This window comes from Phaeobacter sp. 11ANDIMAR09 (assembly GCF_001294455.1).
Lineage (GTDB): Bacteria > Pseudomonadota > Alphaproteobacteria > Rhodobacterales > Rhodobacteraceae > Pseudophaeobacter.
This window is the reverse complement of the sequence record NZ_LIKT01000019.1, coordinates 1-18,439: the sequence shown is the minus strand read 5'-3', so window position 1 is coordinate 18,439 and position 18,439 is coordinate 1. Positions and strand designations below refer to the sequence as shown.

The window sequence follows — 18,439 nt, the reverse complement described above, 5'->3', positions numbered from 1 at the left end:
TCCAGGCCTACAACTCTCAAGTTTCTCGCGCTTGCCCACATCTCTTCAAATTTGCGCCCCATTGCCCTATCACAGTAAAAGGGGTCTACTGACCGGGTGCTATTTGGCGCCGATTTTCATGACGCATGCCGGAACCCTGAGTGAGAGCAATGAATTTTCTAAGTCGTTCCCTTGCAGGCTGCGAAACGCGTGCTGTTTTGGCTAAGGTCCGTCGTCTTGCGCGGCCCGGCCGTCTGTTGGCATCGCTGGGCTTGGCGACGTTGGTTTCCGCCTGCGCAGTCTCCGAAAGCCAGAAAGCCCCCAGCCGCGCCGCCCTGGCCAGCAACAGCCTGCCACCGGCCAAGAGCTTCTCCACGCCCCGCCCCCAGCCACCGCAACGCTCCAACCGGGATATCGCAAACGATTTTCTGGATCTGCACTTTCAGCTCGAAGGTGGCACCCAGCTCCCTGTCCTGACGCGATTTGAGCGGCCTATCCGCCTGCGAGTGGTCGGCACCCCCGGTGCCGGGTTCCAACGCGACCTGGACCAATTGTTGAAGCGGTTCAGGACAGAAGCGGGGATCGACATTCAGCGGGTGAACAGCGGCCCGGTTGAGATTACCGTTCAGGCCGTATCCAGCCGGGCGATCCACCGCGCCCTGCCCAAGGCCGCCTGTTTTGTGGTGCCAAATGTCGACTCGCTGTCCGATCTGCACCGCAATCGGCGCAACCCCGAGACCAATTGGTCCAATCTGCGCCACCGGGAGCGGCTGGCAGTGTTTGTCCCCAATGACATCAGCCCCCAAGAGGCCCGCGATTGCCTGCATGAGGAACTGGCCCAGGCCATTGGCCCGCTCAATGATCTCTACCGCCTGTCGGATTCGGTTTTTAATGATGACAACGTCCACACCGTGCTTACCGGTTTTGATATGCTGGTTCTGCGCACCACCTATGCGCCTGAGCTGCGCACCGGCATGAGCCGCAGCGAGGTCGCGGCCCAATTGCCTGCGCTGTTGTCGCGGCTGAATCCTGCTGGCGACACCATTGCCGCGCGCGCCCTGCCCGCGACCCCGCGCAGCTGGATCAATGCGATCGAAACTGCCCTCGGTCCCGGCAGTCTTCTCAACGACCGAAAACGGGCTGCAAACCAGGCGGTTATTCTTGCCCGTGATCTTGGATGGTCCGACCATCGCCGCGCCTATAGCCACTACGTTCTGGGCCGAATGATCCAGGCGTCAGACCCGGATTTGGCGCAGCGCCATTTCCAAACCGCGCTTGATTTTCTACACCAAAACCCCAGAACCGATTTACACGAAGCGATTATTCGCCCCCGTATGGCCGCCTATGACATCGCCCGTGGCGAGGGTGAAATTGCCCTGCAACGGATCAACCCCGTTCTGGTGCAGGCGGCGCGGCATGAAAACGCCGCCCTCCTCGCCGAAGCGCTTTTAATCAAAGCCGAAGCCTTGGATCTTTTGGGCCAATTTGCCACTGCCAATAGGGTCAGACTGGACAGTCTGGGATGGGCACGCTACGGATTTGGCCCGGATTGGGCGGTGCAATCAAAGGTCCGCGAAGTCGCTGAGCTGCGCCCCTGATCCCTTTGACACCGGCACCCCCGTGGGGGGCGCAAAAACAGGCGGAACAAACATGATCGTAATTGGCGCAGTCCTGCTGGGCATTCTATGGGGGCTTTACTCGGCGCGAAAACGTGGCGGCAATACAGCTGATTTACTGCAATATGCCACTGTCTATGCCATCGCTTTTGCTATTGTGGGGGTCATCGCCACCATCGTGCTCCATCGCATGCTGGCCTAACCCGTCGCGAAAGGCTCTTCTATGTTTCAGCCCTTTTTTGAAAACCTGCGCAAGGCGTCGATTCCGGTCTCCCTGCGGGAATACCTCACCTTTCTGGAGGGGATGAAAAAGGGGCTGGTGACCTATGACATCGAGGCCTTCTACTTTCTGGCCCGTGCCGCCATGGTCAAGGATGAGCGCAATATCGACAAGTTCGACCGCGCCTTTGCTGCGACCTTCAAGGGGCTGGAGGCGATCCCGCATTCAGCGGTGATGGAGGCGGTGGACATTCCCGAAGACTGGCTGCGCAAAATGTCGGAAAAACACCTGAGCGCCGAAGAAAAGGCCGAGATCGAAGCCATGGGTGGGTTCGAGAAACTGATGGAGACGCTGAAACAGCGGCTCGAAGAGCAACAGGGCCGCCATGAGGGCGGCAATAAATGGGTTGGGACCGGCGGCACCTCGCCCTTTGGCGCCTATGGCTACAATCCCGAAGGTGTGCGCATCGGCCAGAAGGAAAGCCGCCACCAGCGCGCGGTCAAGGTCTGGGACAAGCGCGAATTCAAGAACCTCGACGGCGATGTGGAACTGGGCACCCGCAATATCAAAGTGGCGCTGAAACGCCTGCGCCGCTGGGTGCGCGAGGGCGCTCATGAGGAGCTGGACCTCGACAACACAATTCGCGCCACTGCCGAACATGGCTATCTGGACGTCAAAACCCGTCCCGAGCGCCACAATGCGGTGAAGGTCCTGCTGTTTCTTGACGTGGGCGGCTCAATGGATCCCCATATCAAAGTGGTGGAAGAGCTGTTTTCAGCTGCCAGAACCGAGTTCAAACATCTGGAGTATTTCTACTTCCATAATTGCCTTTACGAGGGTGTATGGCGCGACAACCGGCGGCGCTGGGATGCGCAGCTGCCCACCCATGAGGTGCTGCGCACCTATGGGCCGGATTACAAATGCATCTTTGTTGGCGATGCCTCGATGTCCCCCTATGAAATAGCCTATCCGGGGGGCGCCAATGAACACTGGAACCAAGAGGCGGGTCAGGTTTGGTTGCAGCGCGCCCGGGATCAGTGGCAAAGCCACCTTTGGATCAATCCGGTGCCGCAGAAGCATTGGGATTACACCCATTCCATTGGCATGGTCCGCGAGATTTTTGAGGACCGCATGGTGCCGATGACCCTGGACGGGTTAGAGCGCGGCATGAAAGAATTGACGCGTTAGAAACTCATCCTCCACTGCCCCGCTTGACTGGAAACGACCTCCTAAGGGATTGCCCTTTGGGCAAGGCCTCCGGCGGGAATATTTTTGGAAAGATGATAGCAGTGTATCCCTGCGGCGCAGATGGCAGGGATCAGGGCAGCGGATTAGGCCAAGGTCCGGCTTTGGCCAAACCCGAGGGTGATCTTAGTCCAGTTCGGTCCAAGGCCAGGGTTTGACGTTGCTGGCCGCCATCTGATAGCGCGCGGCCTTGGCGATCCAGATGCCGAGGTCGGTGCCAAAATCCGCCAGCCGCTCGTTTGGCTCCTTGCTGATCGCCATGACAATGAACTGGAGCACAGTGGCGGTTGCGAGCACCGTCTGGGCGAAAGAAATCATCACCGCAATCAGAATCATATAGATCAGCCGCGTTAGCAGGTTGTCCTTTTCCTCGGGCTCAAACTGGTCGCCGTGTAAACGGCCATCGATGTTCTCTGGGTCTGACACTGCATTCTCACGGTTTGGCAATTTCCCCCATCCTGAAACACAGAAGTGATATCTGCAACCAGAGAACGACAGGCGAGGTCCGTTTTGGGCGACATTCCCTTTGAGATCCGGCGCAGCTCTCTTGCCCTGCCGCCCAATCCGCCCCATATCTGAGAGATGTTGCGTTTTACCCCTATCCTGCTGGCTGTGATCTATGGCCTTATCTCTTACCGGATTTCCGTCTGGCGCACCCACCGCGAGCTGGATGCGCGCTCAACCGAGTTGGCCGATGCCAAGCTGCGACGCCTGACCGATCGCATGGCCGCCGCGCTGGAGATCGAGCGCATTCCAGTGTTCATCTACGAGGTCGACCCGGTGAATGGGCTGGCGGCACCTGATGGGCGGATCTTCATCACCCGCGGGTTTTACCGCAAATACCAGAACGGCGAGGTCACCGAGGCCGAGCTTGCCTCTGTCATTGCCCATGAGCTGGGCCATGTGGCGCTGGGGCATGCCAAGAAACGTGTCATTGATTTTTCAGGCCAGAATGCGCTGCGCACTGCACTGATGATGGTACTGGGGCGCTATATTCCTATTGTCGGCCCCTGGATTGCCGGGTTGTTGGCCAATCTGCTGGCGGCACGCCTGTCGCGCAGCGACGAATATGAAGCCGATGAATATGCCGCTGCGCTGCTGGCCAAATCGGGCATTGGGCTGGAACCGCAAAAGAGCCTGTTTCGCAAGCTCGAAGAGCTGACCCAGGCGCGGGCGGGCATGGCTCCGGCCTGGTTGATGTCGCACCCCAAGACAGATGAGCGCATCGCGGCACTGGAACGACTGGAGGCCAGCTGGCACGGCGCCTGACATCACGTCATTTTACCTCTGCCTCTTGCCATCCGGGCAATAAACACCCAGATCTCAACTTGCCGTGACTGGAAGCCTGATTGGATCCCCATGCGCTATTCTCTTCTTGACCTTGCTCCGGTGCCTGAGGGCAGCGAAATCCCGCAGAGTTTTCAAAACAGTGCTGATCTGGCACGCCGGGCCGAGGGCTGGGGGTATCACCGCTACTGGCTGGCGGAGCATCACAATATGCCCGGCATCGCCTCTGCTGCCACCGCCGTACTGATTGGCCATATCGCCAGCCAGACCAAATCCATGCGCATCGGGGCTGGCGGCATCATGTTGCCCAATCATGCGCCCTATATGGTGGCAGAGGCCTTTGGCACCCTTGCAGCACTCTATGGCGACCGCATTGATCTGGGGCTCGGACGTGCGCCTGGCACCGACATGCTGACCGCCCGTGCGTTGCGACGCGGTATGGCGCCAAGTGCTGCTGACAGTTTTCCACAGGATGTGATTGAACTCATGGGCTTTCTTGGGCCGCTAGATCCAGAGGCAAAGGTCCGCGCCTTTCCCGGCCAGGGCAGCAATGTCCCGGTCTGGCTGCTCGGTTCCAGCCTTTATGGCGCGCAACTGGCAGCACAGTTGGGGCTGCCCTATGCCTTTGCCTCGCATTTTGCCCCGCAGGCGCTCAAAGAGGCACTAGAGGTTTACCGAGGCAGCTTCCGCCCCTCGGCCTATCTGGAAAAGCCTCATGCAATGATCGCCGTAAATGTCTTTGCCGCTGAGACCGACGCCGAAGGCATCCGTTTGCGCTCGACCATGCAGCAAGCCTTTGCGCGCCTGCGCTTGGGCCAACCCGGCAAACTGCCGCGCCCAGTGGACAATATAGAAAACCTGCTGCCGCCGCCCGTATTGGCGGGTGTGAACGAGGCCCTGACGGTCTCTGCCACCGGCAATCCTGAGACGGTAAAGCGTGAATTGTCAGCAATCCTGACGCGCTTTGACCCGGATGAGGTGATCATCACCGGGCAGATACATGACCATACGGCCCGACTACGCTCGTTTGAGATTGCAGCTGAAGCGCTGAAGGCCCTGTAGCGGCTCACAGGCCTGCCAGTGCCTTTGCAAGGCGCGGCAGCCGCGCCTTTTTCAACAGGGGCCGGATCTCCCAGCCACCGCCCGACAGGCGGTTTGCCTCGGCCAGCACCCTCTGCCCCAGCGCCTCTAATCCCGCATTGTCTTTTAGCCAGAGATCATAAAGCAGCTGATCAGGGCCAATACGTTGCAAGCCTTCTTCGGCTAAGGTGTGGCGTGGAAAGTCCTTGTTATTGACCGTCACAATGGCATCTGCATGGCCCGTGATGGCGGCGGCCAACACATGCACATCGGCGGCATCCGGCAAGTAAAGTCGCGCCTCGACCCCTGGGGCCGGAGCGACGATGGCCCCAGGCCAATTGGCCTTGAGCAACGCCACCTCGGCACCAGCCTGGGCTGCACCTTCGGGACCGAGTTTTAGCGCGGCCCGGCTCCACTCTTCCAGAATCCGTGCCGACCACAGCGGTGTGAAAGCGCCCTGTGCTGCCGCGCCGATCAGCATTTCCCGCATCACGGTAGGGTATAGCACACAGGTATCCAGCAGCAGCTTCATGTGCAGGTTCAGTCCAGCCGGAAGAAGACGGCTTTCAGATAGCCACTTTCTGCCAGTTGCGGCAATTGCGGATGATCTGCGCCTGCATAGCCGGTGTAGATCAGCTGGCCGCGCCGCCCTGCCCGACCAATGCCCCGCGCCGAGGCATTGCGGAACCGCGCCAGATCTGCGGCATGCGAGCAAGAACACAGGCCAAGATAGCCGCCGGGTTTCACCAAGGGCGCCGCGAGTTTGGCAATCCGTTCATAGGCGCGCAGACCAGCCTCTAGCGCCTGCTTTGACGGGGCAAAGGCCGGGGGATCACAGATCACCACATCAAAGCTGCGCCCTTCCTCCGCTAGGGCCGCCAGTTGGTCAAAGGCATCGCCTTGACGGGCCGTGAAACTATCGCCAAAGCCCGAAGCAGCCGCCCCCTGCCCGGCCAGATCCAACGCTGCAGCCGAGCCATCAACACAGGTCACGGTGCCGGCGCCGGCGGCCCGCATCGCCAGGCCAAAGCCGCCAACGTGAGAAAACAAATCCAGCACATCGCCGCCCTCGGGCACCAGACGGGCCGCAAAGGCATGGTTTTCACGTTGGTCATAAAACAAGCCGGTTTTTTGCCCGCCTGTCAGATCCGCCATATAGGTGGCGCCGTTCATTTCAACGGGTACCGGAGCGGTTGGTGTCGCGCCCAGCAGGGTCTGGCTTTCGTCATCCAGCCCTTCCAGCCCGCGGGTCCGCCCAGAGGCGTTTTTCAAAATGGTGCTGCAGCCAGTAACTTCTGCCAGCGCCGCCGCCAGCTCAGCCAGATGGGTCTCAGCCCATGCCGCATTGGGCTGGACAACGCAGGTATCTCCAAAGCGGTCGATCACCACGCCCGGCAGCCCGTCTGCTTCGGCATGGATCAGACGATAGAAAGGCGCATCATAGAGCTGGGAGCGCAGGGCAAAGGCCTGCGCAATCCGGGTCTGAAACCAGGCTTGATCAATCACCGCCTCTGGATCGCGGTCCAACATCCGGCAGATGATCTTGCTGGTTGGGTTCACCGCAACGGTCCCCATGGGGGTCTGCGCCTCGTCCAGCAAAACGGCCAGGCTGCCCGGCTCCAGCTTGCGGGTGCGCCGGTCGGTCACCAGCTCGTTGGAATAGACCCAGGGAAAGCCATGGCGCAGGGCGCGGGCATTGGCTTTGGGCAGGAGTTTTACACGGGGGCGCTCTGGCGCAGGGGATGTGGCTGTCATGCCCCCTCTTAGCCCTATCCTGTCAACAGGGAAAGGGGCCAGCACCCGTGATGCGACCCCAAAACCAGTAGCAGAGCTCAGAAACTCTTTAGAGCTTGTTCAGTGCCTGGATCAGCCCACCACGCCGTGGCTCGCGGCTGCCAGGAGCAAGGATTTCCTGTTGGATCACCTTGGCCAGAAATCCGGTGATCCGCACCTTCTGGGTCCGGCCTTCGGCGATGGCCACCAAAGCACGTCGCCCGCCATAGGCCGTCAGATCGGCCTCGACCTCGCGCGCCTGTGTGAGGACTTCTCCGGTCTGCACATCTCGCAGCACCATGGTAAAGGCAATCGAATGCACCCCACCGGTGGTATAGCGCGCCTTTTGGGTCAGGGCGTGAAACCGTAGGACCTCGACATCAAGTTCAGCCTGTACCGGACCAGACAGGGGGCGCACACCTGCCTCCAGTGCCGATTGTACGATGGCCTGAACCTGAGCATGACGGTCCCCCAGAGGATCCTCACGCCAGACGATATCGCCCTGAGGCAGATAGCGGTTCGCTTCAGAAACCTCCAAAGTACGTGGCACACGCACAGTCACCTTGGAGATCGTCATATCAGAACCGGCAACATTGCCCAGCACTCCCGCCGTGGGACCGGGGTTAGGTTCACTGGCAAAGGTATCGACCGCAATGACGGGCGTGACCGACTGGGGCTGAATCTGCAGCAATTGCGTATCGATGGGATCATAGCCCGGAGCAATTGCTCCGTAACTGTCCGGCAGGCTTTCGAAGGGCGCGTTGCGCGAAGGGATATCTACCGTTGCACAGGCCGACAGGCTGCAGGCCATTGCTGTGAGGAAAAGTCTGCGAAGGGTCATCATTGCTCTGCTCCTTGCCAATCACCGGTGACACCCGGCGCTGTGGTTCAAAGCCAATCTGATCCGTAAACGGGGCAGGATTGCGACAAATTTAGTCCAATTTAACGAAATCGAAATCTATTTCAGAATCCCGTCTATGCCTCGCGAACCGCCACTCTTGCAGCTTTGCCCTCCTGGACGGGCCCCAAATCAGGGCAAGACTGCCTGCAGCGGGACACGCGTTCGGCGCAGCAGCAGCTTGCAGACACTCAGTCACGCGGCCGCGAGCGCCAACCACCGCGACGGCGCGGCTTCACGGTTTCTTCCAACCCTTCGCGCAGCACCAGGGTCATCGGGTGGTCCGCCGGTTCACCGCCGTAATGCGCCAGCAAATCCGTAATGGCCTGCCTGTTCTCCAGATGCACAGGCAGGCTCAGCGCCCAGTCCAAAAAGATACTCCGGCACTGGCTCGCGGTGATGCCCTCAATCCGGTAGGCCTCTCGAATGAGCTGTTTATGATCCAGTTCCGCCAGGCTCTGCATCCGCCGCTTCCTTTTCTAGGGTCTGCGAAATAATCGCAGCGCTGTTGCCATAGGCCCTCTCCAGAGCCTTTTCCAGTTCCTGCAGGCTCTCAAACGCGGCACTGCGGCTCAAAAACTGCGCGCCGCCCTCACCCAGCGTCTCTTGGTCCAGAGAAGCGCCAGACAGCAAGCGCGCCGCCGTCTGCACAGACCAGTATAGGCTATAGGCATATTGCAAAACCACTGCATCTGCGGCATCGAGCCAACCACCAGCGACAGCGCTGTCCAGCCCGCTGGCCACATCCCGCTGCAGCGATTTCGCCAGCAAGGCGCCAGCCTGCGACAGGAGCTCGATATCCATCATCCGCCCTGCACCAGTCTTGGCGTCCCAGACACCAGAAGGCGTTTTTGCCGCTGCCAGACGGTCGCGCATATGCGCCACCTCACCCAGCACGGCTACGGTCTGCCGGGGTGTTCCAAGCACTTTATGGCGGAAGCTCTCAAAGGCCTGCATCAACCCCGTTTCACCAGCAATGACCCGCGCCCGTGTCAGTGCCAGATGTTCCCAGACCCAGGCTTCGTTTTCCTGATAGTGAGTAAAGGCTGACCAGCTGGTGGCCACCGGTCCCTTATTGCCCGAAGGACGCAGCCGCATGTCCACCTCATACAGGCGCCCCTGTGACATCGGCGCCGCAAGAGCTGTGATCAACGCCTGGGTCAGCCGGGCATAGTAGGGGCGCGTGGCCAGCGATTTGCGCCCCTGTGACATCTCTGCTTCCTCGGGATCATAGACAACAATGATATCGAGATCTGACTGGGCATTGATCTGCCCAGCGCCCAGGGAGCCCATGGCAATGACAATGGGTCCCTTTCCCGGAGGCGGCCCATGTTTGACAGAGAACTGGGCGACAACACGTGGAAACAGCGCCTGGATTACAGCCTCGGCCAATTCGCCATACTGTGCCCCTGCAGCCCTGGCATCCAACAGCCCCCGCAGATGGTGCACCCCAATGCGGAAATGCCATTCCTTACACCAGCGGCGCGCGGCATCGAGCTGCGTTTCATAGTCATCTTCCTGCGCCAGCACCGCCTCCAGCTCTTGGCGCAGCACGTCCCCGCCCGGCCAGTCCTCAAAGAAACTGCCACCAATCACGGCATCAAAAACACCGGAGTTGCGCGACAAGAAACCTGCCAACGCATGCGAGGTGCCAACGATATCCACCAAGAGATCCATCAGATGTGGATTGGCCTCGAACAGGGAAAACAGCTGCACCCCGGCAGGCAGGCCCGCCAAGAAACCATCTAGGGCCAAGAGCGCTTCGGCAGGTTTGGCGGTGCGTGACAGACGATCCAGTAGCTCCGGCTTGAGCCGGTCAAAGATCTGCGCGCCCCGTTCAGACCGCAGCGCAGGATAGCCGCGCCAGCGCGCAATGACGTTTTTGTCAAAGCCATCGGGGATCGCAGCTTTGGTTTGGGCCACCGCATCGGGCGCAAAGAAATCCTCGGTCAAGTCATGAACCTCGACCAGCCGTTTGCGGATGACCGCCTGCAGATCTGCTGGATCTTCCCCCATCAGACAGGCCACCCGCGCGATGCCTTCGGCGGAGTTTGGCATCCTGTGGGTCTGCGCGTCATGCACCATCTGAATACGGTGCTCCACCTCACGGTGGGCGCGATAGTGCTCGCTCAGCCGGGCTGCCACATCAGATGGGATCCAGTCCTTTTGCGCCAGCGCCGCCAACCCTTCAACGGTGCCCCGCAGGCGCAGCTCCTCGTCGCGCCCGCCGGCGATCAGCTGCCGGGTCTGGGTGAAGAACTCGATCTCGCGGATACCACCACGCCCCAGTTTCATATCATGCCCGGGCACGGTGATCGGCCCACCTGTGCCTTTGTTTTCGCGGATCCGCAGGCGCATGTCATGGGCGTCCTGAATGGCGGCAAAATCCAGGTGGCGACGCCAAACAAAGGGCCGCAGGGTTTTGAGGAATGCCTCGCCCGCGGCGATATCCCCGGCGCAGGGTCGCGCCTTGATATAGGCCGCCCGCTCCCAGGTTCGCCCCAGGCTTTCATAATAGCGCTCAGCCGCCTCCATAGCGAGACAGGCGGGGGTGACGGCCGGATCGGGGCGCAGCCGCAGGTCGGTGCGAAAGACATAGCCATCCGCCGTGCGTTCGCTCAGCGTCGTGCACATATTGCGGGTCGCCCGCGCCATACCCTGCCGCGCTTCGAAAAAATCGTCTGGATCAAAGCGGGTCTCGTCAAACAGGCAGATCAGGTCGATATCCGAGCTGTAGTTCAGCTCATGTGCGCCCATTTTCCCCATGGCAAGAATGCTGAGCCCGCCTGCGGTCTCGATATCCGCCTCGGTGAGGCCCGGCAGTTTCTTGCGGCGGATCAGCCTGGCGATTTCGGCCTTGATCGCCACATCCGCGCTCAGAGCGCCAAAATCCGTCAGGGCCGTTGTCACCTCTTCCAGCGACCAGCCACCGCAGAGATCACACAGCGCCGTCAAGAGTGCGAGCCGCCGTTTGGCCTGCCGCAACCCGGGTTTCAGCTGATCAGGCGCCAGTGCCCGGCATTCTGCCAAAACGCCCGCCAGCGCTTGTTTTGGAGCGCTCAAGGCCTCGCCGATCCAAGCTGCCTCCTGCTCAATCAAACTGCGCAGATAAGGGCTGGAGCCAGCGGCTCCGGCGATCAACTGTCCTGCTTCGGATGAGAGCCCAGAAACCAGGTCACGGGACTCGGCGCCGAGATCAGGATCATAGGCAATAGGAAGGCGGGTGATGTACAGGTGATCAGACATGCCGAACACTGTTCCGCCTGACCAGCGGCGTCAATCCGCGAAGCACCTAAGCGTGGCAAGAAATCGCGGCCCGTCTGTGCGACCCGTGCGCACAAGTCTCATTCTGAGGTAAGGAATACCCGCCTCCACAACTGGGGCCAGAAACATTAAGATAATCTTGCTGCTATGCTCTTCCATTTGTTTTGTTTTTCAACGCTTAACGAGTGAAAGTTTTAAGGCGCTCTTGGCCTGGGGTATTTTTCCATGCTGCAATAGAGTGACCAGTGTATTGTTTAGGTGTTTCCCTTTGGGAAGATCATAGCAGCGCCCAACCCCAGAAAACCGCCCCCCCCAGTAGAATTCGTGACGATATGCCCCTCGCAAGTGATCTGCGCATCCCTGTGCCACGAGCTCATGTGGCGTGGCTTACGGTCTGGCAGTCCCCAGAATGACACAAACGTGACTGCCGCCATCTTTACCCTGGGCTATGCCAGGCTATCTACCAACTAGTAGATAACTACCCTCCTGCTAAGCCTCAGGCCGACCTGGCTCTACCCTACGGCACATGATCGTCACACTTGGAGACAAGCAAATGGAAATTAACGCAGATTTCAGCAAACGTGCCCTTGTGCATTCCGCAGATGAGCCTTGGGTTGCCTCTCCGATGGTGGGAGTTGATCGGCGGATGCTCGACCGCATTGGTGCCGAAGTGGCCCGTGCAACCTCTATTGTCAGATATGCGCCAGGGAGCCACTTCTCTGCGCATACCCATACCGGTGGGGAAGAATTCATTGTGCTCGAAGGGGTGTTTCAGGACGAACATGGCGACTATCCTGCGGGGAGCTATGTGCGAAACCCGCCCACCACCAGCCACACGCCGGGATCCGACCAGGGTTGCACCATTTTTGTCAAACTCTGGCAATTTGACATGGAGGACCGGACGCAGTTTCGCAAAGAGATGTCCGTCGCAGGCAGCCCCGTGACTGAAGACATTGCCACGCTGGAACTGCACCGAGATGCGCGCGAGGTCGTCACCTATCATCACATCGCAGCTGAGACGCATTTTGAGGTAAACGACCCCGGCGGCATTGAGCTCCTGGTTCTCGAAGGCAGCCTGAGCGAAGGCGGCGACCTCCTAAAAACCGGATCCTGGCTACGGCTGCCCCAGGGGTCGCCCCTGACCGCACGGACCGGGCCTGACGGCGCACGGGTCTGGATGAAAACGGGCCATCTGCCCTATGCCAGATCGCCCACCGCCTAATGCAACGGGGTCGGCGTCTTCACGACGGATCTTTCGACCGTGCGGGCCACCAGATGAACCCTGTCTATGAAAGCGTCTATGGGAGCGCGCAAAATGACCAAACCCGACACCCGGAGCCGTCTCCTGGACGCCGCGGAACGGCAGGTGCGGCAAAAAGGGGCCGATGGCTTCAGCTACTCTGACCTGAGCGCCGAGGTCGGCATTCGCAAGGCCAGCATCCACTATCACTTTCCGGCCAAATCAGATCTCCTGCACGCGATTATGGCCCGCTATGCAAAACAGGTGGCGATGACGCTGGAGCGCTATGCAATTGCAATGCCTCTGCCGCGCCAGGCGCTGATCGCCTTTGTCAGGTTTTACCGCCAGGCCCTGCAAGAGGGGCACGGCCTATGTCTCTGCGTTGCGTTTACAGTTGGGCGGGATGCCCTGTCACCCGAAACCCGCCAAGAGATCTGCCAGTTTCGCGCAACGGTGCAAAGCTGGCTAGAGCTGCGCTTTGAACAGCTGCGCGCCGAGGGGAGTGACACCGGCTGGAGTGCGGAGCCAAAGGCCGAGGCCGCAGCGACGCTGGCTCTGGTCGAAGGGGCGCAACTGGTAGCGCGCAGCAGCGCCAACCTCGTCCCATTTGACGCGGCCACCGCAAGCTTTCTGGAGCGGCTCAAAGCTGGCGGTTGACAGCTCAGCGAATTCTGCGCCCTCCCACTGCAGAGAACACCGCGACTCAAAAAGACCAATCGTTCCGCTGCGGCACATCCGCAAAAGCATCTATAAAGCAAAGTTCTAGGGGCCTAATATCATCTCCAGCAAGCCAGAAACTGGCCGGGCAATATTTGGGGGAGATCATGGAACTTGAACAGGCACTAGCCGAGAGGCGCTCGATCCGGGGGTTTACCAAGGCTCCCATCCCCAAAGAGACCCTGCAAGAGATCATCGCGCTGGCCAACCGAGCGCCCTCCTCGATGAATACCCAGCCCTGGCACCTGCATGTGCTGACTGGGGAGCCTTTGGAACAGGTGCGGCGCGGCAATACTGAGCGTATGCTCGACGGAACACCCCCGAGCCGCGACATCGAAGACTATGCCGCCTATGAAGGCGAACACCGCGCCCGCCAGATCGAAATTGCCGTGCAGCTATTTGAAGCCATGGGCATCGAGCGCCACGACAAAGAGCGCCGTCAGGATTGGGTGATGCGTGGCTTTCGCCAGTTTGACGCGCCGGTCTCCATTGTGGTCTGTTTTGATCGCGCGTTGCTCGACAATACGATTGCCCATTTCGACACCGGAGCCATGACCTATGGGCTGGTGCTGGCGGCCTGGAGCAAGGGAATTGGCGCGGTGATCAATGGCCAGGGTATCATGCAAAGCCCGGTGGTGCGCGAGGTCGCCCAGATCCCGGAGGACCAGGTTATTCTCACCTGTGTTGCTCTGGGCTACCCGGATGAGGATTTTGTCGCAAACTCCGTGATCTCACGCCGCCGCCCGGTGGAAAACACCACCCGCTTTCTGGGGTTCGAGGACTGATCCTTTGCTGCCCTGTCCCCCTTTCACCCCCTCCGCCTGTTTTAGCCCCTCCGCCTGCCGCAAGCGCTGACATCTGGGGCCAAAGCTGTCAGGTCGTTGCGATGATCCAATCTGGGCGAATACCGGATTGGTCAATATAGGGACCAACATCATGGCCGCGAAACAACCCGTGATCCGTGATCAAAACGGTACCGATGCCCGCAGCGGCCCCACCCAGCACATCGGTGTGCAGCGTGTCCCCCACCATGGCAATACGGTCGCGCGGCACCCCAGCCAGCCGGGCCAAGGCGGCCTCAAAGGCGTTGCGGTAAGGCTTACCAAAGAAACCCGCCTTGGCTCCCGTTGCCTGTAGGATCTGATGGGCAAACATACCCGGCTCCAGCGACAGCCCCTCTTCACGTGGGGCAACCAGATCTGGATTGGCCACCACCAGTGGCCTCGGCCGGGCCTGCAACGCAGCCGTCAGCACCGCACTGTCAGCCGCCCCCCACCGCGCCGTGGACAGCAGGATAAACCCACCGGCGGTTTCCAACAGTTCGGGGTTTTCCGCCAATGGTAAGATCCGCAGGCCTTGCGACGCATCCAAAAAATCATCCCCTTCGGCGGCTGCAGCCGCCCAGACCTGCCCCGCTGGCAACGGCGGCAATGCCGCTAGGGCCACATCCCGGCTGGAGACCACCTCATCAGCTGAAAAGTCAAAGCCAAGTCGGTGATATTTAGCCAAAACCTGCGTTCGCGTATAGCTGGCTGCATTGGTCAGAACCAGCAAACGCTTGCCAAGCCCCCGCAGCTGCGCCATGCGCTCCACTGCCCCTGCGATTGCTGCCTCACCCCGGTTCAAAACACCAAAGGCATCCAGTACATAGGCATCAAAACAGCTCAGGGTATCGCTTAGATCCCGCCCCGTTTGCGACCGCTTGGGAAAACTGGCCTGCGGCAGGTCTGCGCGCAGGTCCTCATAACTGGCAAAAGCCGTATCTGTATCAATCATCTGCTCTGGGTCCTTTGCCTATGGGCGGCTCAGGACGAGCTATCGCGCCCCGATGATCAGAGGTCAAAGAGTTTTCAAGGGCAGAAAAACCTGGCCTTGAATTGCGCCCACCTCTCGCGGCGCCACAACCAAAAGACCGACCCTCGCGGGTCGGCCTGATGCAACGCTTTGAACTTAGAGGTTCGGGAAGTAATCTTCACATTCCCCGTCGCGGTAAACATCCGCCGTGCAGCAATGCAACCCGCCGCCAAAGGCATAGGCGTCGCGCAGTTCGACTTCGACTACTTCCATGCCCAGCTTGTCCATCTGCTCGGCCTGATAGACCTCTGACTTTTCAACACAGACGGTTTTGGGGTCCAGCACCAGAACATTCATCGACAGCCAGGTCGAGGAATAGCACAGCGCCGGCGGCGTGTTATGCGCCGGGCGCACCGCATCGACAATTTCCCAGCCATTTTTGGTGAACATCTCGCGCTGCTCCTCTGGCAGACGACGCTGCGGGTTGTTGAGGATCAAGCCGGGGCGCAGAGGGGTAAACGTTGCGTCGATATGGATCGGATAGGGGTCACCGGGAAAGTTCACCGTATGCACGCGGTGGTCGGGGAAGTGACGGCGCAGCCACTCGATGCCCTTGAGGTTGGTGGTAAAGCCATGCTGCACCACCAGATCTTTCCCAAATCGCAGCACATCCGCCGCATCGAACAAGGGCTCTTCTTCGGTGGTGACAAAGAACTTTTCAGCGGCCCATTGCAGGCGCTTTTCATCCCCGATTTTGTCGCTCAGATAGTCCGGATGGTAATCCGCATCGGTCAGTCGCGGTTTTGGCGCTGCCTCATGGCGGAACTTTGGATCTTCTTCCCAATATTGTTTTAGCAGGGGGCGATAATTCAAATATTCGAACCAGCGACACCGGTAGGACATGGTGGCCTCCAGCATTTCACGCCCAACCGTCAGCAGCACATCGCGCGGCGGCATACAGCCAAACTGGCTTTCGGTGTGAAAATCGGGCGTGGTCACCGGCTGCGAATGGTCAATCGAGACGGGACGGTCGACACGAATACCGCGTCCGCGCAGCTGACTGGCAAAATTGTCCAACAGTTCATTGGCGCGATCAATTGTTTCCTGCGGGCGGCGTCCCCACTGGCCACGCATATCGCTGTCCTCCGGCACTTTGGCGTCCAGCGCGGGTTCTTCCGGAGGAATGTGGCAATCATCCGCGCGTCCCACAATCACGTGGCGCAGCGTATCCCATTCATTCCAGCTCTTGATTTCAGTTTTGTCTGGTGACCAGGCCATGACCGTCTCCTGTTGTGAGGGAGACAAGGCAGGGCCTTCAATCTCCCGATTGAAAGTCCCGGCGTACAGGATCTGGGGAAAGGCAAAACAATCCCCGGCGACGCCATCGCCAGAGTGCCTGATGGCGACATATCATTGTCGTCTTCTGTTGGGAAGGCGCGCTTTTGTGCAGCGCTGTTGGGCCGAACCGGAGCACATTGAAACCCGCTCTCCTAAAGGTTCTCAAAAAAGCCGGATGCATCATTCCTAACATTGAGATCCACAAAGCGACAAAGATCCAGGAGCGCGTCCAGATCTTACCGGGGGAGACGGCCCTGCAGCTCTGGAAACGGTCATTGGCACCGTTGGGCGTCGAATTGCTATCTATCGCGGCGGGCCACATTAAGGGAGCGCAGAGGTGCCCCCCTTGCCCCCGTCAGCCGCTGGGCAGTTAAAAGGTGTTCCTGGCCTGAGCCAGGAGCCACAACTGTCAAATGTCGCTATGGAAGGCAGCAATGCTCAAGACGCGGGCTTTGCAAAGCCGCCGAATCTGGCGAGAGCATGAATGGGCTTGCTTTAGGCGTACTGGGAAAAGTCACCCTTCGCCACAAGTGCAGCCACCAAACATAATCGAAAGCTAGCGTTGCGGCGGCCAGTTGAAACTACAGGACGAAGCTGCCGTTCACGGCTGGCCAACAAATGTCGGATCTAGGGCTCAAGTTGCGCTTTCATTAGCTTGGTGTTGACGCGGGAGACAGACGTCGGTCCATTGCTGATGCGCTACTTGTGAATGAGGCCTGATTTGGACGATACAGAGTTCTGGAGAGCTGGATTGGAGAACTTTTCGAATTTTTTGACCCCGTTGGCATCTACTTTAACGGCGCTTGTCGCTTTGTACGCGGTCTGTAGGTGGAAGTCGGATAGAACTTGGGAGCGTTCTCAGGAACTGGGCAAAAGGCTATTATTAGCGCTTAGAGCCTATGAACATGAATTTGAAAACCTAATGGATCCCATGCACACGCTTGGACGTTCGTTCGCTGGTTTGACCTTACCAAAGGGCTCTACCGCAGACGATATAAGTAGGGCATCGTTGATCGCCGCAGAGGCTGATTACGAAGCACAGCAAAAAAGAGTGAACGAAGCGCTAGCGGAGTTTAGATCTTTGCTTGATGAAGCCGAGATCCTCTGGCCTTTTGGGGTTCAACAATGGCCCGAAACGATCTTAAAGCTTCAGAGTGAGTTGTTTCAGTTCCTGACATTCTCAATTTGGGCCCTGGATCCTGCCCCGGACTCTTACCGCTCAGTGGTCGGGACAAGAAACGTATCCAAGCGTCGAGAGGCCTGCGAAACCTTAACCAAGGACGGAATTAAGAGAAACAGCGAGAAAACTGAATTTCAAAACGAATGGGCAGCTGCAATCGTACAGTTGCGAGAGAGGATACAGGACAAGATGCGGTAGACGGATATTTTGCTGCAACGCGAAGTGTCCCGCTACAGCTACAGCTACAGCTGTTAGGAGACACTTGATTTTGCAGTAACCGGAAGAGGCCGGATGATCCCGGAAGAACTCGGATAGAGCCCTGAAAATAAGGTTATTCTAGAGGGCAATCTGCTTTCTAGCACGCCAGGCATTTTGTCTTTCAAACCCGGCAAAGTGACCAATAAAGGGAACCAGGGTAAATTCTGGACACTTCTCCCTTCAAACTCCGACACCCCCTTCAACTCCTAAAAGTGGAACCTTGAGGGAGATTTGTTGTCAGTGGCCCACAAGGTGATTGCCTACCACCTGAAACAACCCTACGCTTATGAGAACTCATTTGATTTCGCAGGCAATTACCATGAACGACGAACTCCCCTCCCCTCCTTCCCTTGAAGAAGTCCCCATCGAGTTATTTCGAAAAAGAGGGAACAAGACTACAAAACTGGTGGGCGTCAACGATGGCCAAAACACGATAAAAACTCGCCGAGAATGGAGCCATCTAGAACTTTCGGAACCTGTTTATGTGAGTTCCATTGAGCTTCATACTCGCGGGTTTTCATCTTTTCACAAGGTTGCGTTCATTGTTGAG

Annotated in this window: 18 protein-coding genes; 10 read left to right on the top strand and 8 right to left on the bottom strand. The window is 58.9% G+C overall.

The annotated features are described in order from the left end of the window. The first annotated feature begins 149 nt into the window (after positions 1-149). Genes AN476_RS15415 through AN476_RS15405 form a run of 3 tightly spaced genes read left to right on the top strand, consistent with a single transcriptional unit; the run spans position 150 to position 3,003 of the window. A complete protein-coding gene (locus AN476_RS15415; protein ID WP_083464361.1) occupies positions 150-1,577 on the top strand; it encodes a DUF2927 domain-containing protein in 1,428 nt (475 codons plus the stop codon). A gap of 52 nt (positions 1,578-1,629) precedes the next feature. Beyond that, entirely contained in the window at positions 1,630-1,797 is a 168-nt protein-coding gene (locus AN476_RS23100) for a hypothetical protein (protein ID WP_054462494.1), read from the top strand. Positions 1,798-1,818: 21 nt separating this feature from the next. Then, complete coding sequence (locus tag AN476_RS15405) at positions 1,819-3,003, top strand: VWA domain-containing protein (RefSeq protein ID WP_054462493.1); 1,185 nt, start codon at positions 1,819-1,821, stop codon at positions 3,001-3,003. Positions 3,004-3,186: 183 nt separating this feature from the next. On the opposite strand, the gene AN476_RS15400 is transcribed toward AN476_RS15405, so the two are convergent. Next, entirely contained in the window at positions 3,187-3,507 is a 321-nt protein-coding gene (locus AN476_RS15400) for a DUF4389 domain-containing protein (RefSeq protein ID WP_253279913.1), read from the bottom strand. A gap of 135 nt (positions 3,508-3,642) precedes the next feature. Here AN476_RS15400 and AN476_RS15395 point away from each other — a divergent pair, with 135 nt between their 5' ends. Together AN476_RS15395 and AN476_RS15390 are read left to right on the top strand one after the other, a co-directional pair. Next, positions 3,643-4,329, top strand: coding sequence for a M48 family metallopeptidase (locus AN476_RS15395; protein ID WP_054462491.1), 687 nt, complete (start codon positions 3,643-3,645; stop codon positions 4,327-4,329). A 90-nt stretch (positions 4,330-4,419) separates the two neighbouring features. Continuing rightward, entirely contained in the window at positions 4,420-5,409 is a 990-nt protein-coding gene (locus tag AN476_RS15390) for an LLM class flavin-dependent oxidoreductase (protein ID WP_054462490.1), read from the top strand. Positions 5,410-5,413: 4 nt separating this feature from the next. On the opposite strand, the gene AN476_RS15385 is transcribed toward AN476_RS15390, so the two are convergent. The 5 genes from AN476_RS15385 to AN476_RS15365 form a co-directional block, all read right to left on the bottom strand. After that, positions 5,414-5,959, bottom strand: coding sequence for an RSP_2648 family PIN domain-containing protein (locus tag AN476_RS15385; protein ID WP_054462489.1), 546 nt, complete (start codon positions 5,957-5,959; stop codon positions 5,414-5,416). Between the two features lie 8 nt (positions 5,960-5,967). Further along, positions 5,968-7,182, bottom strand: a complete 1,215-nt coding sequence (locus tag AN476_RS15380; protein WP_054462488.1) for an RSP_2647 family RNA methyltransferase — start codon at positions 7,180-7,182, stop codon at positions 5,968-5,970. Between the two features lie 88 nt (positions 7,183-7,270). Continuing rightward, complete coding sequence (locus AN476_RS15375) at positions 7,271-8,041, bottom strand: DUF6778 family protein (RefSeq protein ID WP_253279912.1); 771 nt, start codon at positions 8,039-8,041, stop codon at positions 7,271-7,273. 248 nt (positions 8,042-8,289) lie between these two features. Then, positions 8,290-8,562, bottom strand: coding sequence for a hypothetical protein (locus tag AN476_RS15370; protein ID WP_054462486.1), 273 nt, complete (start codon positions 8,560-8,562; stop codon positions 8,290-8,292). Then, a complete protein-coding gene (locus AN476_RS15365) occupies positions 8,534-11,344 on the bottom strand; it encodes a [glutamate--ammonia-ligase] adenylyltransferase (RefSeq protein WP_054462485.1) in 2,811 nt (936 codons plus the stop codon). Before AN476_RS15365 ends, AN476_RS15370 begins: the two co-directional genes overlap by 29 nt. Positions 11,345-11,915: 571 nt before the next feature. On the opposite strand from AN476_RS15365, the gene AN476_RS15360 reads away from it, so the two are divergent. From AN476_RS15360 to AN476_RS15350, 3 genes are all read left to right on the top strand, one after another. Then, on the top strand, positions 11,916-12,584 hold the full coding sequence (locus tag AN476_RS15360; protein ID WP_054462484.1) for a cupin domain-containing protein: 669 nt from the start codon (positions 11,916-11,918) through the stop codon (positions 12,582-12,584). 93 nt (positions 12,585-12,677) lie between these two features. After that, on the top strand, positions 12,678-13,259 hold the full coding sequence (locus AN476_RS15355) for a TetR/AcrR family transcriptional regulator (protein ID WP_054462555.1): 582 nt from the start codon (positions 12,678-12,680) through the stop codon (positions 13,257-13,259). A 167-nt stretch (positions 13,260-13,426) separates the two neighbouring features. Beyond that, positions 13,427-14,104 carry a nitroreductase gene (locus AN476_RS15350; RefSeq protein ID WP_054462483.1) on the top strand — a complete coding sequence of 226 codons (678 nt, stop codon included), beginning with the start codon at positions 13,427-13,429 and terminating at the stop codon, positions 14,102-14,104. An 88-nt stretch (positions 14,105-14,192) separates the two neighbouring features. Here the strand turns inward: AN476_RS15350 and AN476_RS15345 are convergent, their stop codons facing one another. Next, entirely contained in the window at positions 14,193-15,095 is a 903-nt protein-coding gene (locus AN476_RS15345; protein ID WP_054462482.1) for an HAD-IIA family hydrolase, read from the bottom strand. 174 nt (positions 15,096-15,269) lie between these two features. Further along, positions 15,270-16,391: a serine/threonine protein kinase gene (locus AN476_RS15340; RefSeq protein ID WP_054462481.1), complete on the bottom strand. Its 1,122-nt coding sequence runs from the start codon at positions 16,389-16,391 to the stop codon at positions 15,270-15,272. 781 nt (positions 16,392-17,172) lie between these two features. Here AN476_RS15340 and AN476_RS15330 point away from each other — a divergent pair. Together AN476_RS15330 and AN476_RS23235 are read left to right on the top strand one after the other, a co-directional pair. Next, a complete protein-coding gene (locus AN476_RS15330; RefSeq protein WP_054462479.1) occupies positions 17,173-17,829 on the top strand; it encodes a hypothetical protein in 657 nt (218 codons plus the stop codon). Positions 17,830-18,208: 379 nt separating this feature from the next. Next, positions 18,209-18,439 (top strand): hypothetical protein (locus tag AN476_RS23235; RefSeq protein WP_216598387.1); only part of this gene is annotated, 231 nt, incomplete at its 3' end.

Bases quoted from the DNA above. Each gene is read 5' to 3' on its own strand.
- AN476_RS15355 (WP_054462555.1), top strand. From the start codon at position 12,678: ATGACCAAACCCGACACCCGGAGCCGTCTCCTGGACGCCGCGGAACGG.
- AN476_RS15390 (WP_054462490.1), top strand. From the start codon at position 4,420: ATGCGCTATTCTCTTCTTGACCTTGCTCCGGTGCCTGAGGGCAGCGAA.
- AN476_RS15345 (WP_054462482.1), bottom strand. From the start codon at position 15,095: ATGATTGATACAGATACGGCTTTTGCCAGTTATGAGGACCTGCGCGCA.
- AN476_RS15360 (WP_054462484.1), top strand. From the start codon at position 11,916: ATGGAAATTAACGCAGATTTCAGCAAACGTGCCCTTGTGCATTCCGCA.
- AN476_RS15350 (WP_054462483.1), top strand. From the start codon at position 13,427: ATGGAACTTGAACAGGCACTAGCCGAGAGGCGCTCGATCCGGGGGTTT.
- AN476_RS15365 (WP_054462485.1), bottom strand. From the start codon at position 11,344: ATGTCTGATCACCTGTACATCACCCGCCTTCCTATTGCCTATGATCCT.
- AN476_RS15340 (WP_054462481.1), bottom strand. From the start codon at position 16,391: ATGGCCTGGTCACCAGACAAAACTGAAATCAAGAGCTGGAATGAATGG.
- AN476_RS15415 (WP_083464361.1), top strand. From the start codon at position 150: ATGAATTTTCTAAGTCGTTCCCTTGCAGGCTGCGAAACGCGTGCTGTT.
- AN476_RS15370 (WP_054462486.1), bottom strand. From the start codon at position 8,562: ATGCAGAGCCTGGCGGAACTGGATCATAAACAGCTCATTCGAGAGGCC.
- AN476_RS15385 (WP_054462489.1), bottom strand. From the start codon at position 5,959: ATGAAGCTGCTGCTGGATACCTGTGTGCTATACCCTACCGTGATGCGG.
- AN476_RS15395 (WP_054462491.1), top strand. From the start codon at position 3,643: ATGTTGCGTTTTACCCCTATCCTGCTGGCTGTGATCTATGGCCTTATC.
- AN476_RS15375 (WP_253279912.1), bottom strand. From the start codon at position 8,041: ATGACCCTTCGCAGACTTTTCCTCACAGCAATGGCCTGCAGCCTGTCG.
- AN476_RS15405 (WP_054462493.1), top strand. From the start codon at position 1,819: ATGTTTCAGCCCTTTTTTGAAAACCTGCGCAAGGCGTCGATTCCGGTC.
- AN476_RS15380 (WP_054462488.1), bottom strand. From the start codon at position 7,182: ATGACAGCCACATCCCCTGCGCCAGAGCGCCCCCGTGTAAAACTCCTG.
- AN476_RS23100 (WP_054462494.1), top strand. From the start codon at position 1,630: ATGATCGTAATTGGCGCAGTCCTGCTGGGCATTCTATGGGGGCTTTAC.